Annotated in this window: 13 protein-coding genes; 6 read left to right on the top strand and 7 right to left on the bottom strand. The window is 53.2% G+C overall.

Going from position 1 to position 15,132, the window contains the following annotated elements; genetic code table 11:
* Both Q7L05_RS07170 and Q7L05_RS07165 read left to right on the top strand, forming a co-directional pair.
* Positions 1 to 996 carry an XrtA/PEP-CTERM system-associated ATPase gene (locus tag Q7L05_RS07170; RefSeq protein ID WP_303904069.1) on the top strand — a complete coding sequence of 332 codons (996 nt, stop codon included), beginning with the start codon at positions 1 to 3 and terminating at the stop codon, positions 994 to 996.
* Positions 997 to 1,094: 98 nt separating this feature from the next.
* Complete coding sequence (locus tag Q7L05_RS07165) at positions 1,095 to 2,126, top strand: hypothetical protein (RefSeq protein WP_303904066.1); 1,032 nt, start codon at positions 1,095 to 1,097, stop codon at positions 2,124 to 2,126.
* Here the strand turns inward: Q7L05_RS07165 and Q7L05_RS07160 are convergent.
* Positions 2,097 to 3,233 (bottom strand): GNAT family N-acetyltransferase, encoded by a 1,137-nt coding sequence (locus Q7L05_RS07160; protein ID WP_303904063.1) that lies wholly within the window; start codon positions 3,231 to 3,233, stop codon positions 2,097 to 2,099. The two genes, Q7L05_RS07165 and Q7L05_RS07160, sit on opposite strands and share 30 nt — an antisense overlap.
* An 86-nt stretch (positions 3,234 to 3,319) precedes the next feature.
* On the opposite strand from Q7L05_RS07160, the gene Q7L05_RS07155 reads away from it, so the two are divergent.
* Positions 3,320 to 4,066, top strand: a complete 747-nt coding sequence (locus Q7L05_RS07155) for a GNAT family N-acetyltransferase (RefSeq protein WP_303904059.1) — start codon at positions 3,320 to 3,322, stop codon at positions 4,064 to 4,066.
* A 21-nt stretch (positions 4,067 to 4,087) separates the two neighbouring features.
* Here the strand turns inward: Q7L05_RS07155 and Q7L05_RS07150 are convergent, their stop codons facing one another.
* The 4 genes from Q7L05_RS07150 to Q7L05_RS07135 all read right to left on the bottom strand — a co-directional run bounded on the left by Q7L05_RS07150 (position 4,088) and on the right by Q7L05_RS07135 (position 8,454).
* Complete coding sequence (locus Q7L05_RS07150) at positions 4,088 to 4,930, bottom strand: polysaccharide pyruvyl transferase family protein (RefSeq protein WP_303904057.1); 843 nt, start codon at positions 4,928 to 4,930, stop codon at positions 4,088 to 4,090.
* Positions 4,931 to 4,939: 9 nt separating this feature from the next.
* On the bottom strand, positions 4,940 to 6,469 hold the full coding sequence (locus Q7L05_RS07145) for a lipopolysaccharide biosynthesis protein (protein WP_303904054.1): 1,530 nt from the start codon (positions 6,467 to 6,469) through the stop codon (positions 4,940 to 4,942).
* Positions 6,470 to 6,483: 14 nt separating this feature from the next.
* Positions 6,484 to 7,467 carry a glycosyltransferase family 2 protein gene (locus Q7L05_RS07140; RefSeq protein WP_303904051.1) on the bottom strand — a complete coding sequence of 328 codons (984 nt, stop codon included), beginning with the start codon at positions 7,465 to 7,467 and terminating at the stop codon, positions 6,484 to 6,486.
* Positions 7,468 to 7,626: 159 nt separating this feature from the next.
* Entirely contained in the window at positions 7,627 to 8,454 is an 828-nt protein-coding gene (locus tag Q7L05_RS07135) for a sulfotransferase domain-containing protein (protein WP_303904048.1), read from the bottom strand.
* 65 nt (positions 8,455 to 8,519) lie between these two features.
* Between Q7L05_RS07135 and Q7L05_RS07130 the strand changes: the two genes are divergently transcribed.
* The gene (locus tag Q7L05_RS07130) at positions 8,520 to 10,037 is read left to right on the top strand and encodes an O-antigen ligase family protein (RefSeq protein ID WP_303904045.1); all 1,518 of its coding nucleotides are present in this window, start codon (positions 8,520 to 8,522) and stop codon (positions 10,035 to 10,037) included.
* A 6-nt stretch (positions 10,038 to 10,043) separates the two neighbouring features.
* Here Q7L05_RS07130 and Q7L05_RS07125 read toward each other — a convergent pair whose 3' ends face one another.
* Positions 10,044 to 11,120, bottom strand: a complete 1,077-nt coding sequence (locus Q7L05_RS07125) for an aminotransferase class V-fold PLP-dependent enzyme (RefSeq protein ID WP_303904042.1) — start codon at positions 11,118 to 11,120, stop codon at positions 10,044 to 10,046.
* 53 nt (positions 11,121 to 11,173) lie between these two features.
* Complete coding sequence (locus Q7L05_RS07120; RefSeq protein WP_303904039.1) at positions 11,174 to 12,310, bottom strand: glycosyltransferase family 2 protein; 1,137 nt, start codon at positions 12,308 to 12,310, stop codon at positions 11,174 to 11,176.
* Positions 12,311 to 12,437: 127 nt separating this feature from the next.
* Between Q7L05_RS07120 and Q7L05_RS07115 the strand changes: the two genes are divergently transcribed.
* Positions 12,438 to 13,634: a glycosyltransferase gene (locus Q7L05_RS07115; protein WP_303904036.1), complete on the top strand. Its 1,197-nt coding sequence runs from the start codon at positions 12,438 to 12,440 to the stop codon at positions 13,632 to 13,634.
* Positions 13,612 to 14,925, top strand: coding sequence for a glycosyltransferase family 4 protein (locus Q7L05_RS07110; RefSeq protein ID WP_303904032.1), 1,314 nt, complete (start codon positions 13,612 to 13,614; stop codon positions 14,923 to 14,925). Before Q7L05_RS07115 ends, Q7L05_RS07110 begins: the two co-directional genes overlap by 23 nt.
* Positions 14,926 to 15,132: the final 207 nt, after the last annotated feature.

Raw genomic sequence — 15,132 nt, 5'->3', positions numbered from 1 at the left:
ATGTACGAGAAGTTCTATGGATTGAACGGCAAGCCCTTCTCGCTAAGTCCGGATCCCAACTTCTATTTTGCGAGTCGTGGACATCAGCGCGTACTGTCCTACCTTCGGTACGGCATCCATCAGGGAGAGGGCTTTGTGGTAGTGACGGGAGAGATTGGGGCCGGGAAGACTACCCTGATCAAAACCCTGGTCAATGAACTGTCCGGCGATACCGACTTTGTGATCGGCCAGATTGCCAGTACCCAGCTTGAGGCGTCCGACTTGGCCGAATCGGTTGCTCTGGCTTTTGGAGTGAGCAACGAAGGACTGTCTCGTTCGCAAATATTCAACAGACTACAGGGTTACCTGACCCAGCGCCGCCTGGAAGGAAAACGAGCTTTGCTCATCGTCGATGAGGCGCAAAATATGCCTTATTCGACGCTTGAAGAGTTGCGTATGCTGACCAATCACCAGGTCGGCGATCGTCAAATGCTTCAGGCCTGTCTTGTCGGACAGGGCGAATTACGTGCGCGTTTACAGGAAAAGCGCATGGAGCAACTGAGGCAGCGGGCGGTCGCGTTTTGTCACCTGGGCCCGATGACCCAGGATGAAACCCAAGGGTATATCAAGCACCGTCTTCAGAGAGTCGGCTGGGAGGGGCGACCAGAGTTGCATCAGGACGCACTGGATTGCATTTATTCCGAGACTCAGGGAATACCTCGCCGGATCAACACACTTGCCGACCGGATTTTTCTCGTCGCTTACCTGGAGGAGAGAGAGGCGGTTGATGATGACTTGGTGAACGAAGTCGCTCGGGAGTTGGCAGAGGAACAGCCACGCGCATCCGACCAGGGTGATCATGCTTTTGCTACGGAACAGGAAATGATGTCCCCCCAGAACGGAGAGCTGATGGAACAACGGCTTGCTGCAGTCGAAGAGCGGATGGGTTTACTCGAGAAACTGCTGGATTGCCGTTCACTGGCCAAGGTGCTGATCCAGAGCTTGCAAAGGACGTGATTGAGATGATGTATTGATTCATTGGGAATCGCCGGGAGATCGATTCAAGGCCGTGGGATTGAATGTGTGGGATTTTACAATCGGGATTACGGTACCCCATGAGTAAGCAACAAGTACTGATAACGATCGATACCGAAGAAGATAACTGGAGACCGTTTGCTCCTGATCCCACCACCCGCAACGCCGACGCAATCCCGGCACTCCAGGCACTATTCGAACGTTATGGGGCCAAGCCGACCTATCTGGTCACCTATAATATGGGCGAGAATACCGCACTTGCCGAATTCCTCAGGGATCGTCAGGACAGCGGGCTATGCGAAGTGGGGAGCCATTGCCATCCATGGAATACACCGCCGCACAAGGAAGAACACTTCCTGAAGAACTCGATGTTGTTGCATCTTCCGGCACAGTTGGTTGATGCAAAGATCCGAAATCTGCATTACCTGCTGCAGGGACGCTTGGGGATAGCACCGAAGACTTTCCGTAGTGGTCGGTGGGGGTATGGGCAAAATGTGGCGCAAACCCTGAAAACGTTAGGATACCGGGTAGAGACATCGGTAACTGCTTATACCGACTGGTCTGGTAATTTTGGGCCGGATTACTCCGGGATGTCACCGCAACCCTATCGGTTTGACGAAGGAAGCATTTACGATGCCGATCCCGTCGGGAGTATGGTGCAGATCCCTGCTACTACCGGTTACCTTCAGAGGAACTTCAATCGACGTGCCCGGATAGAACAGATAGTTCGCCGGGGTCGACTTAACCAATTACGCGTGATCGGATTGCTTGACCGTTTATCCATACTCAATCGAGTGGTACTTAGTCCTGAAGCAGCAAGCGCAGGTTCAATGATCCGACTCGCAAAACGCATGAATCGCGAAGGTTATCGTTATCTGAACTTGTTCTTTCATTCGCCAACCCTAGTACCGAACCTTACGCCCTTTGTCCGGACGTCTAACGAAAAACGTCAGTTTATGGAACGTATTGAAGAGTTCATTGCCTTCGCCAGCGAGAGCCAGATGAAGTTTGTGACTGCATCGGAGGCAGGTCAGAATCTCCTGGGCTACGTCAATCGCGCGGGCGACCAGGAGCTTCGACCACTAGTTTCCAAGGTGCCACAAGCTTTTTAGCCGTTTCGCTGAACTTACCCCAGTCCGGATCGAATCTTCCAGTATCAGTTTCAAATGAGGTCGTTGAATCGTGAGGTACACGAGGCGATCGGATGAGTTCGATAGCGTTTGCTTGTAAAAAGAGTCCCCGCCAAGAAAGTCGTACCGGTTGAATCCCTGCTCATAGTTCCATTGAATGGCCATATAATGAGTCGTTTCGCCGGGTCGAAGATCGGGTAGGGAATCGTAGTTGAAACCGGTTTGGATGACGTATACGTGGCCGGTTCTTACCAGGCTGTAGATAAACCCGATGGGTGTAGCTCCGGCTGTGACCTTTAATAGCTGAGCGCCATTTTGGGGAAGTTGTCGCGCTATAAGCTCTCTGTGAAAGGCTTCCCATTCGGGATCGGCGAATGAACCTGGTTCACCTGAACGTTCCCAGCGGAGCTGATGGTACATCTTTAGCTCATCGAAAAGAGCCAGGGCGCTATCGACCGTAGTGGCCGACTCGATTCCAAGCGGACCTGCTTTCTCTGCGATTCGAAGTTCACGACGAATTTTCTTTCTACGGCTTGCACTGAGCGAATCGGGGAAGGTCTGGTTTTTTGTGCGGAGCCGGGACAAATCCACATAGCGGGAGACAAGAGGATCTGTGGTCCGAATCGATAGGCGAGTTGGCATTCCATTGTTCGAATCGAATTGAAAGTCGCTGACCAAGGATTCGCTGATGCGGCGAACATGAACTTCATCCCATTCGGTCTGAGAATTGACCAGTGCAGAAAGCATCGCATTGCGCGCTTCCTGTTCACGGCCGCAGCGTAATAGAAAGCCGTTGTACTCGCTACAAAAATCCAGTCTGTCCGGTCCTGCTTCGTTGATGAACAACGCCTTTACCGGAAACAGATAGTTGCGAATCCAATGCTTCTCTACGGCTATGGCCAAACCGATTGGTAGATCGTTTTCCCGGGCAATCAGCATCAAGGGAGACATTGTGTGCATGGCGCGTTCAAGCCATGGGCCTATCCAGGCCCAGCTTTGAAAAACGCTGCACTGACAGTGTGGTTCCAGTTCCGACCACAGCTCCCGGGCCGTTTCTATATCGTTCAGTTTTACAAGTTCTGCTTTCATCAGCTAAGCATGTGGTTGGCATTTAAATATGTGGGATGGCTACTACGCTATGAGTAAGTGTCGCACATCAATCGAAGGTTCCACGGATGGATTGGAAACGTGTGAGGCGGGCAATCGAAACCTATCGGCGTAGCGGTTCTAAACAGGTTTTGGCACGTCTTTGTAGCTATGGAGTTGTTCCTTCCTGCGCCATTGAATATGCAGCATACGATCTCTATCGTCTGAAGCTGTTTCGTAGAGTTCGGGTACGAAGTGACCATAGCATCAGTATTGGATTTGCGTCGCCGAGTGACATTTCCCAGCTTTCTCTTCTGACGACAGAAGCGGGAGGTCAGGAGCGGCAGAAGACGGACGCACTGTTTGGCAAGTTTCTGGAACAGGGTGGACGCTGTGTTGCTGTCCGTAGTGATAGAAGAATCGTCGCGTACGAATGGATGTTTGAAAACCGCTATTTACTGAGTCAGGACGAACTCGGTCCGCAAACGATAGAAATCAGGCTGGGAGAGGGTGTGTTTTTAAGCAATGGATATGTCCTTCCCAGCTATCGTCTGAAGGGTCTCTTCCCGTTGATGGCAAACCTGATCGTTGATTCATTTTCGGAGTCGACCCCGGTCTATACACATATCGAAAAACAGAACAGTCCTTCCAAGCGTGCTCATGAAAGATTGGGTTTTGAAACCGTTGGTGAAATAGAGTTTTGGCGAGTCGTAGGATTGCCACACTTCTGGATTCTGAAATTCCACCATAAGGCATCGTTTATGATGGCCAGAAAACGACCCGTAGTCTTAGGTGAACTGGTGGCCGAGGAAGCTCGCGTGCGCGGCTCGGTATAGGGAGAAACAATGTTTGTGGCTTCAGTCGCCGGTGAATTCGGCCCTGAGTCGAGTCAGCTGATATTCCGCCCTTCTGGCAGTATCTTCCAGGCGCCTACGGTCGCTAAGCAGGGGATTCCTTCCCTTTATCACCGAAAAGAGCTTCCCTGCAATCCACCGCCTCTTGACCTGCCGGCGGTATTTTCTGGCAGTTCCGTCCTGTGAGGCAGCTGAGGGCGCCCACAGGGGTGGAATCGGGCTTGGACAATAGTCGAGGCCTAGAGAAAGGCACCAGTCCCGCCATTTGAATTGTAAGATGTTTTTGTTGGTAGAAATTGGTATCCAGGGAACACCCATCAGATCCGAAACAATGGCTCCGTGCATGGCCTCGGTGAGGAGGAGAGTCAGGCTGTTCAGTTTACGAAGTGTGTCTTCGACCGGACCAGCAGGGTCGATATAGATGAGACCATATTCATCGCAAAGGCGAGCCCACTCGGAGTGGGCATTTTGCCAGTGTGGCATAAACCCGTACCCGGAGCGGTTTAAGGGAGCAGTAGGTAATAGCGGTCGAAGCAGAATGGCTGCATCGGTAACCACCTTCTCGTTTGATAACCCCAGAACCCGTGCCGACAGCGGGCCACGCACAAAACGAATATCCCAATGCTTATCCAATCGAGGGGGGCGGTGATAGCCGCAACCCGAACCAAATACCAGTTTTCTGGAACCGGAGGCAAGGGAGCTGTTCAGTACAGTCCCGATTCCGAGAAACAGAACCTGATCGTCATCTGACAAGATCTCTGGAATACGACGTTGCCACAACCACGGGTTAAGCTCATCACCAAAATTGGAGCTGCCATCGGGACACTTGAAATAATGCAGGCGCATGATCTGCTTTCAGGTAAACAGGGTATAGAGGGGGCGTAGCCGAATCGGTAAAAGACCGAACAAATAGAGCTTGGTTTCTTGCGCAAGGAACCATTTAAAGGTAATGGCAGTGTAGAGGATGCCGACAATGGCGCCGGTAAGAGCAAGATGGGTATAGTCGGACAAGGGAAAATGCCCGGTCGCGAGTTCAGCTCCAATGAAAACGGGAACGGCCGGAGTCACCGGCGAATAGGTGGAACGGTAGTAATCTGCGAGCCTGATTCCTGTTTGCCCGCAGACGAACCGCGGTTGCAGATATAGCCTGGTGATCATGATGGGGATGGTGGTGCCGAGGGCTACTCCGAGTAATCCCAGCGGAAATACCAGCACAAGGCTGACGATGACGTTTGCAACCAGCTCGAATACAGAAATCCAGGCGTAATAGTGGTGCTTTGCAATGGCGTTCAGGAGAGAGACCGAGGGGCGCTGCGAATTCGCGAGAACGACGCCGGCCACCAGCACCACCAGTGGATAATAGGCGTCCAGATACTCCGGGCCCATCCAGGACGCGATGAACTCATCTCCCATAACGATAAGAAGGCCGCCCAGGAGGATCGAGAAGAAGGCACAGAGTTGACTCACCATCATGAAGCGGGAATTGAGAAGAATCCGATTATCAGATGCATGGTGTTTCGTGAATACCGGCATTACGACGCTGAAAATGCTGGCGACCAGTTGCCCCAGATAGTCCATTAGGCGGAGGGCGATCGCATAATGAGTAACGGCTGACGCCGAAATGGCGAACCCCACGATAAAGGTGCCTGCCGACATGCGGACGCGCTCGGCAATCGAGGTGAGGAATACAAACTTGCTGTAATTGACCGATGCGGCAAACATCTGTTTGGTAAACAAGCGGGGCTGAATCTTGAGCGTAGGATGGAGATACCACGCCAGTAACAACTGCCCGAATCTTACTGACAGATCCGAGGCGAAGGTAATCAGTGCGAGGGACACGATGGAGCTGTCGCTGCCTACGATGTAGATGATGAGCGCGGTACGCAACGCCAGCTTGGTCAACTCCAGGCTGCTGAGGAGATCGAATCGCAGCTTGGCAGCCAATAATCCGTGAAAAGCGCGAAACGGCAGGCTCAGGGCTACGTTGAGGCCCAGTATCCCAATCACGTACTGCAGTGTGCGTGCACTGCCAGGGTCGTCAATGAAGGCAGGGACCCACATGATTACCGGGATCAATGCGATGACGATGAAAAGTCCCGCTCCTGAAAATACAACCACGGCCGTCGACATCCAGCCGTTGACATCCTGGGTTCGCCCTGAGCCCAATGCATGGGCGACATTTCGCTGGGTTGTCAGCGAAAGACCAAAGTCGAGTAGCCCGTAAAACCCGACCAGGCTGCCGGCAATTGCCCAGAAACCGTACCAGTGATCGCCGAGTGCATCGATGATGAAGGGCATCAGGAAAAAGCCGATGATCACGTTGGCCAACAGCGTTAGCGAGCGCATCACGGACCCGAGGATCAGCTTTTTGGAGTTTTCAGGCATTGGTTTGAGACTCGTCAGCGAAATCTGAGTCTGGCTGCGGGAGTTACCGTCGCCTTTGCGATTTGAACCAGGGGTGGAACACGGGGGCTGATGCCAAAGGCATTGGCAGCGGTTTTGATGGCTTTGGAGTAGTCACCCATTTGGCGATGGATATACGACAGGGACAACAGCCGTCTATAGATCAGGTCGACCAGATGGGCGCGTTCATCTCTATCCAGTTCAAACTCTCGTAAATATTGCCGGTAGATGGAGAGATGGGACTGAAGAATTGCGCGATGGGTCTCTTTGTCCGACTTGGTCAGCTGGGCGTCATTCTGGTTTCTGAGTACGGTTGCGCGGTGTTGATAGGCGAAGTGGTAATGGTTGATTCTTTCCAGGCGAATGATCAGATCACGGTCCTCCGAAAACCGCAAATCTTCATTGAAGAGGACGGTTGAGCTACTACCCGTTGAACGCATCACTACGGATGATAGCAAAACGAAGGATTCCTCCACCAAGGGATGGAAGAGCGGCTGCTCTATTCGCTCTACCCCCCATGCAAGCCGGGAGGTCCTGAGTCCGGAAAGCTGCTGTTTGCCTGAACTCCAATCCGGCAAAGCACGCTGGTGCGGTTGATTGAAGACCAGGAGATTGCCGAATATCAAGTCAATCTCCGGAACTTCCTCGAGAACCGCGATGGCCTTTTGCAAATGCCCCGGAAGCCACAAATCATCTGAATCCAGAAAGGCGATATATGGACCCTTAGCAGCCAAAAGCCCGGTGTTTCGCGCGCCGCCCGGGCCTTTCTTGCGTTGGTTGCGCAAGTAGTGAACTGTGCCAAAACGGTGGTAAAGGCTACGGATAACCTGTTCGGTTTCGTCGGTCGAATGATCGTCGATTACGATAATTTCAATGGGGTACTGTTCCTGGGCCAAAGTGCTTTTGATAGCCCTTTCCAGCCGTCTTGCCCGGTTGAATGTAGGAATAATGACGCTGACTAATGGCCGTGAATGATCCATTTCAAGGCTCGGGGTCCGTTATGGCGTGTGGATCTGCCGCTTTGCCTGGGCAAGGGTGTTCAACTGACGGCGTCTGCCATCGAAGGGTAGATAAGCCCATTTGAATGATCAAGGAGGTTCCACCGAAGAGTCGGCTTCTGAGCCCGGAGATGGGATACATCACTCGAAGTGCCAGTAGTCGGGGTCTTTGTGACAGTACTGCAGGAGTTGCCTGGCATCTTTCCGGAATTCGGCGGTCAGGTCATCCCGAAGGCTTGTGTCCCACTCCACGGAGGGAGGGTGGTGTTTCCTGGTGAAGATCCCTTTTAATAGGGTTTTTGCTCGTTCAGGGACGAGGTTCTTTGCGTGGTGAAAGAACGGCTGGCTTCGCGCCAGACGCAGCAGAAATCGGTCGTCGCGGTGACTCCCGGCCCGGTTTCGGGGTTGATGCAGACCCTCCACTTTTACCTCGGAATCGACACCGATATGGCGGAAGCATTTGTTCAACTCGCGCTGCGGATTTTTGCACAGATCTTCCAGGAAGAGGATCAGTATCTGTTGGTCAGGAAACCGGGACCTAAATACGTTGATATTGCTCCAGTACATGCCATGGGAGATCAGGCTCTGCTGCTCAAGAACGGCGGCGTTGATCGAATCTGCGGTCCACCCCTCCCGATAGCGCATTTTCCAGTCCGACTCCAGCCTCTTGATCGGATTTCTCACGAGATAGATAAGCCGGCAGTCGGGAATGGTTTCGGCGATCGCTGCCGCGGACTGCTCGATGATATTTGGGTGGGTATAGCTGGTACTGCCTTCCCCGATTGCCGGTTCGGAAGCCGCTTTGAAGAAAGATGCGTACCAGGACGGTGTCTTGTGAGGCTCGCGATGCCCGAAATAGTGGATCTCCTTCGGCGTGGACATGAATACATCGGGGTGCTTGCCAAGCAGATGGCAGATGCTGGAGGTCCCGCATTTGGCGGCGCCGATGACAATGAAGTTGGGCAGCATAATCTCGATTTACGTGCGGTGACCTACAGGAGTGACACCGGTCTGGTGATACGCATGGACCACCAGTGCTGTCGACCGATCGCGAAATCCTCCTGACCACCGCCAGGTCGTCTGCGATTCGCGTGGCCACTATGAACTGTAGAACGGTGATGAGAAGTCAACAAGTGCTGCCTCTGTTCCGCTCCAACCTGCCTATACTTACGAGCACCATTCATGTTTCCGGCGAGTGTATGAACAACACGGAAGATACCTTTGTATTGTCGGACGAAGAGCCGACGTGGCGCAGGGCACAGGGAGTTCGTCGACTGCCAAAACGATCAACTGCCGGTTTCATACTGGCGATGACGTTTCTGTTTCTGGAGTACGTCAGACCACAGGATTATGTGGCTGCGCTCGGGAGTATCCGTCCCGGCCTCATTCTTTCCGTTTTACTGTTTTCACTGTGGCTGACGAAAGGCGAAAAGGGATATCTGAAGAGCCCTCTGGTGCGGGTGCATCTGGCGTTCGTTGCGCTGATGGTGATTAGCGTCTTCTATGCGGCGAATAACCATGTCGCTTTCGTCACCACAAAAGGCATGTTGATCACGCTGCTCGCGGGTGTGTTGCCGCTAATGGCTTTTGTGGACAGCCATGAACGTCTGCAGAAGTTTATCCGACTCTGGGTGTTGTTTCACGTAGTGGCTGCCGTGCTGGGCATATTGAACGGAGGGAAAGGACCTGGCAGTTTTCTTGGCGATGAAAATGACCTTGCGCTGGCGCTTAATATCGCGATCCCCTACGCGTTTTTCATGAGCAAGTCGCCGGGGAATTCCAGAAAAGAGAGGCTGCTTTACCTGGGCGCAACGGTTGTCCTCGTTCTGGGGGTGATTGCAACCATGTCTCGAGGGGGGTTTGTTGGTCTGCTGATCGTGACCTGCGGACTGATCGTGTTTTCGGAGAATCGTCTTCGTAATGGTTTGCTTCTTGGGTTTGTCGGGTTGATTGCGTCGCTCTTTGCCTCGGAACAGTACGTGGAAGAGATGAAAACCATTAATGACCCGACGGAGAGTACCGCACAAAAGCGCATCTACTACTGGGGCAGGGCATGGGAGATGTTTGTCGACAATCCTGTCCTAGGGGTTGGCGCCAACAACTTTCCCTACCAAATTCACGAGTATGAGATAAGAGACCCTGAATACAATATCCGGCATAACAAGGTGAATTGGGGACGAGCTGCGCACTCCGCCTATTTTTCCCTCATCGCCGAACTGGGCCTCACGGGAGCGATACTGTTCGGGCTTGTTATCGTGAAGCTCTCGCGCATGCTGCGTTCCATCTCGAGGTTCTACTCCACCTTACGTCCGGACAAAATCGAGACAAGGCATTCCGAAGTCATTCTGTTGTCCCGGGCCGCACTGGTCGGGCTGTTGGGTTATCTGGCGACCGGCGCATTTCTTTCGGTACTGTATTATCCGCACGTCTGGTATTTGATAGCGGTCGCGGTAATCCTGGATCGTCTCGTCGCTCGGCACAGGGAACAGCTAAGGGATGAGGGCGCACTGGATTCGCCAGGAAACAGAGCGGGAAGCGCCATGGTGAAGTAAGGGGAACTAGTTGCTGAAATCCCCGAGGATCGAAACGATGGCATTGATATGCCTGTCGGTCACACCGCTGTGTATTGGCAAGGTGATAAGCCGGTCGGAAAAATCTTCTGCAGCCGGAAAGGACTCAACGGCAAGGTCTATCCCGGGAACCTCGGGCAGTGGGGTCTGGTACATGGCAGTAGCGCCCATTCCGGCAGCATCAAGGCGTTTCAGGAGAGAGTCCCTGCGGATGCGATCCGGTAGCAGCAGGGGATACCGGGATAATCGGGGGAACGGTTGTTCACAGCAGAATGCCAGGAGATCCAGGACGACCTCGTTCTCATGGAATGGCGCAATCACGTGATGCATCCGCAGCATAGTGCCGTTATCGCGCCGCCTCGCGGCTGCGATGTTTGCCATCAAGGCGTGAATACGGGCAGAGTCCATCGCCGTCAAAGACCTGAGGGGCGAATACGAAGTCTCTCCGAGGGAGAGTCCGGGCAAGCGCTTGGGAATCCAATAAAGGCGAGGGTTGCGCAGTAGATTGTAAGCGATAGCTGCGATTCGGAATTGGCTTGAGGATGTTGTGGAATCCGGAGCGGGAAGGTGGTCTGCCAGTGGTTTTGTACGAGCCAGCACTGACCCGCCACCAAGCAGTGATACCGGCTTCCCCCTTCCGAGGCTCAACACCAGATAGTCACTGTGAGACCCATCGGCCAAATCATGGAAAAACGATTGCGCGCCATCTTCGATCAGGGATAAATGGTGTTTGCGAGCCAATTGCTGCAGTGCTTCCAGCCGTTCCGGAATTCCGAAAAGATTGACTGCCAGTATCGCAACCGTGTTAGCCGTTACGTGGGCTTCGACTTCCCGGATAGCGAGCCAAGGCGTCTCAGGATGAAGGTCCACCAAAACCGGACGGGCATGCGCATACCGTGCTGCACTTATCAGTGCGGGACACCCGTAAGCAGGAATGATGATCTCCGGACTGGGTTTTTCGGAGCGGGAAATGGCGGCCCGTATGGCAGCAGCCAAAGCGGCGGTACCCGATCCGTAGAAGTGTACGCTGTCATACGGGAGATCGAAGGGGTTAGCCGATATCACGGAAGCTGGTCGCAGAGAGATCGGATCACCGGCAGGAGGCAGGACACCAATCATCAACGCACCGATGGTTGCCAGGTAATGACACGTTGGCCCAGAAGGTACGCTACGGTGGCATGCGCCGTCGCCAGATTCGCCTGAACAAAATAGAAAGGAATCTTAATCCACCACCGTTGACGTAATTGGGGCGAAATTGCCCCTGCTGCAACCAGTCCATACAATGCAATCTGTAAACTTAGCGCTGAAATGAAAAATATTGACCCTTGGCGTAGCGCGAGACTGCTGGATGCAAGAAGAAGGGTAAACAGAAACCAGGGAACGAGCCAGCGCATGACCTTATGACTCCAGATCTGGAAGCTGAACAGCCCGTATTTGTAAGGGTTGAGAAGATCGGCGTGTTTCGCCAATGCCGTGAGCCCGCGCAGAATGGTGCGGGTTTTCCGCCGATATTCACCATTTTCATTTTTGATGTTGGGATAAATGCCCAGCAGCTGGGGATCTGATATGGCTACATAGCCGTGGCGAACGGCGTTCATCGCGGTGTTGAAATCGCTGGGCGAACCCGTATCCCAGTCAGCACAGATGGTTCGCCTGGCAGCGAAGAAAGAGCCACTGAGACCGACGAGAGTGTTGACCAACGATTCCAGATGACGAAGCCACATCTCGTAGCGGATATAGATGCCTTCGCCCGCTTTTTTTCCGTCAACGGTAACGAATCGGTCCTCACTGGAAACCGCGCCAATGGTTGGATCGGTCATCTGGATGGCAACTCTTTTTATCGCTGCCGGCTGAAGATGGGTTGCGACATCGGAAAAAACCAGAATCGGTGCATCCGTCGACTGGATAGCCTGGAGCTGCGCACTTTCTTTGCCATTCCGGTTTTGGGCACGAACGACTCGCACGCCATATCCAGAGTAAGAGCGGGCGATATCGTCGGTTTTGTCGGTTGATGCGTCTGAAGCAACGATGATGGACAACCTTCCTGATGGATAGTCCAGCTCCATACAGTTATCAAGCTTTGTGGAAATTCGGTTTTCTTCGTTGTACGCGGTGATAATCAATGCTACGGATGGCCACTCTTGCGGCTCTTTCAGCTTTGCATAAGTCCGTTTTGGCAGAAGCGTGAGAACAACGGGGTAGAAGATGTAACTGTAGAGGCTTCCTGCCAATGCCAGCCAAAAAATGATTTCCATGCTGCTCCCGAAGTGTCGATGGTGATTAATCCAGGAAAAAGTTCGACGATTGCCGGGTGATCCGTACACGTCCGAAAGTAACGAATAGTCTAAAGTTAGCACCAAGCAATCTAGGGATTCGCCAGGGATGGAAAAAACCACCAGAGTACTGAACATAACCCATCTTGCGTCGGGTGATCTGTGGGCTGGAGCCGAGGTGCAAATCTTTAATCTCGTCAAGGCTCAGATGTGCCTGGAGGGGGTGCAGGTCTCGGTCATCCTTTTAAACGAGGGGGTCCTGTCCCGAAAGCTGCGGCAGATTGGCATCGAAGTCCACGTCATTTCGGAGGAGGAAAAGGGTTGTTTCGCACTGTTTTTCAAGGTTTACTCGCTCGTTAAAGCGAAGTCGCCACCCCACATCGTGCATACCCACAGGCGCAAGGAGAATCTTCTGGGAGCGCTCGCAGCATACTCACTTTTCCGGGTCTACTCTATCCGTACTGTCCACGGAGCACCCGAGCCGGTCGAAAGAACGGTGGCATTCACGCAGTGGTTGCTTCGGACGGTTGACGGCCTGGTGGCCCGATTCCTTCAATCAACAACAGTAGCGGTATCACAGGAATTGGGAGCTAACCTGTCAAAACTATATGGCCGCCGACACGTGTGTGTGGTGCCAAATGGGATTGACGTTGCGGACCTATTGGCTACGGTCAATTTGCAGTCAGGTCATTGTGCCTATCGAAAAGATCGAACCAGGATAGCGTTTGTCGGCAGACTGGTTCCCATTAAAAGGCCGGATCGGTTTCTGGACGTGGCAAAAAAGCTGTCGGCCAGACGCCCTGGGCGATATGAGTTCTATATCTTCGGGGATGGTCCGTTGAGGTCAGAGACAGAAAATTACCTGAAGAGTCACCATTTGGTCGAAACCGTACATTGTATGGGGTTTCGGGAGGATATTGCCACGTGCCTGGCCGAAATGGATATGTTGCTAATGGTCTCGGATCATGAGGGATTGCCAATGACGTTACTGGAATGCCTCGCGTTGGGGGTGCCTGTCATAGCCAGAGGGGTCGGGGGAATACCTCAGGTGCTGGGGAATGGAGACGCTGGAAGGATTGTTGAGGATGATGGTTCGGACTCGGTTTTACAGGCGGTCCTGGAGCTGGAACGTGACCCGTCAGGAAAGCAGAGGATGGTTGACGAAGGTCGCCGCCGGGTGATGCAACATTTCTCGGCGTCGGCATGTGCCGAGCAGTACCAGGAAATCTACCAGGGGGTGATAAGGACAGCAGGCCAACAGTCTGGCTCGGGTAAACAGGTGAATGGAACAGAATATGGTTCGTGACGACGGTAGACTGCAGGTTCTATGGGTGTCCCATTTGGTTCCCTACCCCCCAAAAGGCGGGGCCTTGCAGCGCAGCTTCAATCTTATCCGTGAGATTTCTCGTTATCATTCAGTCGATCTGCTGGCGTTCGTTCAACGCCCTTATCTGAAATACCTTGCCGATGACGAAGACATCGCTCTTGAGACGGCGCATTCGGAATTGAAAAAATATTGTCGGACCGTGCAATTTGAGGCTCTTCCCGAGGATGTGAATCTGACAGGCCGGTCCGGCTTATTGGCGACCAGTCTATTTCGGATGAAGCCTTACACTGTGAATTGGTTGAATTCGCGCGCGATGGCCGTGCGCATCAGAAAGCAGGTGGCTCGCTTCCGGTACGATGCGGTTCACCTCGACACTATCAGTCTTCTCGAGTACCGGCATGAATTAAAAGAAATCCCCGTTTTGCTCAATCACCACAATATCGAATCGCAAATGATGTTGCGCAGAGCACGTAACGAAAGGCATCTGTTTCGTCGCTTCTACATGTGGCAGGAAGGGCAAAAAATCAGGCGCTACGAGGCGACCAAAGGTGCCTTGGCGGACTTGCATGTCACGTGTTCAAGGCTCGATTCCGAACGTCTCATCGATGTTGCGCCTTCTCTTTCTGAAAAGGTTGCCGAAATCCCAAACGGAGTCGACCTGGATTATTTTTCCTCTTCGCATGAGAAAACCCAAAGAAGAGGGATTATCTTTGTCGGGCGCCTTGGCGCATACGCGAACCGTCGGGCGGCCCTGTATATTGCCGAGCAGATTTGGCCAAGACTGAAGCGACGCTATCCAGACCTTACCCTGGATATCATCGGTGCTGCGCCGCCTGGCAAACTGGTCAGCCTGTGCGAAGCAGAACCGGATGTTCGCGTCCACGGTTTTGTTGATGATGTAAGGCCCTATATCGACGCTGCAGCGGTCTATGTCTGCCCGATTACCGACGGGGGCGGTACTAAGCTCAAGGTGTTGGATGCGCTGGCGATGGGTAAGGCCCTGGTGGCCGATCCCGTTGCGTGCGAAGGCATTGCCGTGACTGATGGCATTGATGTGGTCCTGGCACGCACAATCGATGACTACATCGAAAAGATCGGTTGGCTACTGGACAATGAGCAGGTGCAGACGGAGATGGGAAGGGCAGCCCGCAGGCTGGTAGAGAAAGAATACAGTTATTCAGCCATTGGTCGGCAACTTGCGGCTCATTACCGATCCATTTCGGGAAGGAAAAGTGCGGGGAAAACAGTAGACGTATCCGATCGTATATAGTCCCGGAGCCGGTAGAACCCAATCCAGATTGGGAAAAGTGACTCCTGATGAACTTGCCCTCGCTGTTGTTACGAGGAGCCTGAGCGACGAAGGAATCTTTACTCCCAACCCCGAGATTGCCACGCCGCTTGGGGCTCCTCCTGATGAACTTGCCCCCGCTGTCATTACGAGGAGCCCCGGCGACGAAGTAATCTGGTGTCCTAACAG

It is taken from the genome of Thiohalomonas denitrificans (assembly GCF_016841685.1).
Taxonomy (GTDB): domain Bacteria; phylum Pseudomonadota; class Gammaproteobacteria; order Thiohalomonadales; family Thiohalomonadaceae; genus Thiohalomonas; species Thiohalomonas denitrificans_A.
Note: the sequence above shows the minus strand (reverse complement) of the source record. Positions and strands in the feature narration are given on the sequence as shown.

Bases quoted from the DNA above. Each gene is read 5' to 3' on its own strand.
- Q7L05_RS07170 (WP_303904069.1), top strand. From the start codon at position 1: ATGTACGAGAAGTTCTATGGATTGAACGGCAAGCCCTTCTCGCTAAGT.
- Q7L05_RS07165 (WP_303904066.1), top strand. From the start codon at position 1,095: ATGAGTAAGCAACAAGTACTGATAACGATCGATACCGAAGAAGATAAC.
- Q7L05_RS07160 (WP_303904063.1), bottom strand. From the start codon at position 3,233: ATGAAAGCAGAACTTGTAAAACTGAACGATATAGAAACGGCCCGGGAG.
- Q7L05_RS07155 (WP_303904059.1), top strand. From the start codon at position 3,320: ATGGATTGGAAACGTGTGAGGCGGGCAATCGAAACCTATCGGCGTAGC.
- Q7L05_RS07150 (WP_303904057.1), bottom strand. From the start codon at position 4,930: ATGCGCCTGCATTATTTCAAGTGTCCCGATGGCAGCTCCAATTTTGGT.
- Q7L05_RS07145 (WP_303904054.1), bottom strand. From the start codon at position 6,469: ATGCCTGAAAACTCCAAAAAGCTGATCCTCGGGTCCGTGATGCGCTCG.
- Q7L05_RS07140 (WP_303904051.1), bottom strand. From the start codon at position 7,467: ATGGATCATTCACGGCCATTAGTCAGCGTCATTATTCCTACATTCAAC.
- Q7L05_RS07135 (WP_303904048.1), bottom strand. From the start codon at position 8,454: ATGCTGCCCAACTTCATTGTCATCGGCGCCGCCAAATGCGGGACCTCC.
- Q7L05_RS07120 (WP_303904039.1), bottom strand. From the start codon at position 12,310: ATGGAAATCATTTTTTGGCTGGCATTGGCAGGAAGCCTCTACAGTTAC.
- Q7L05_RS07115 (WP_303904036.1), top strand. From the start codon at position 12,438: ATGGAAAAAACCACCAGAGTACTGAACATAACCCATCTTGCGTCGGGT.
- Q7L05_RS07110 (WP_303904032.1), top strand. From the start codon at position 13,612: ATGGAACAGAATATGGTTCGTGACGACGGTAGACTGCAGGTTCTATGG.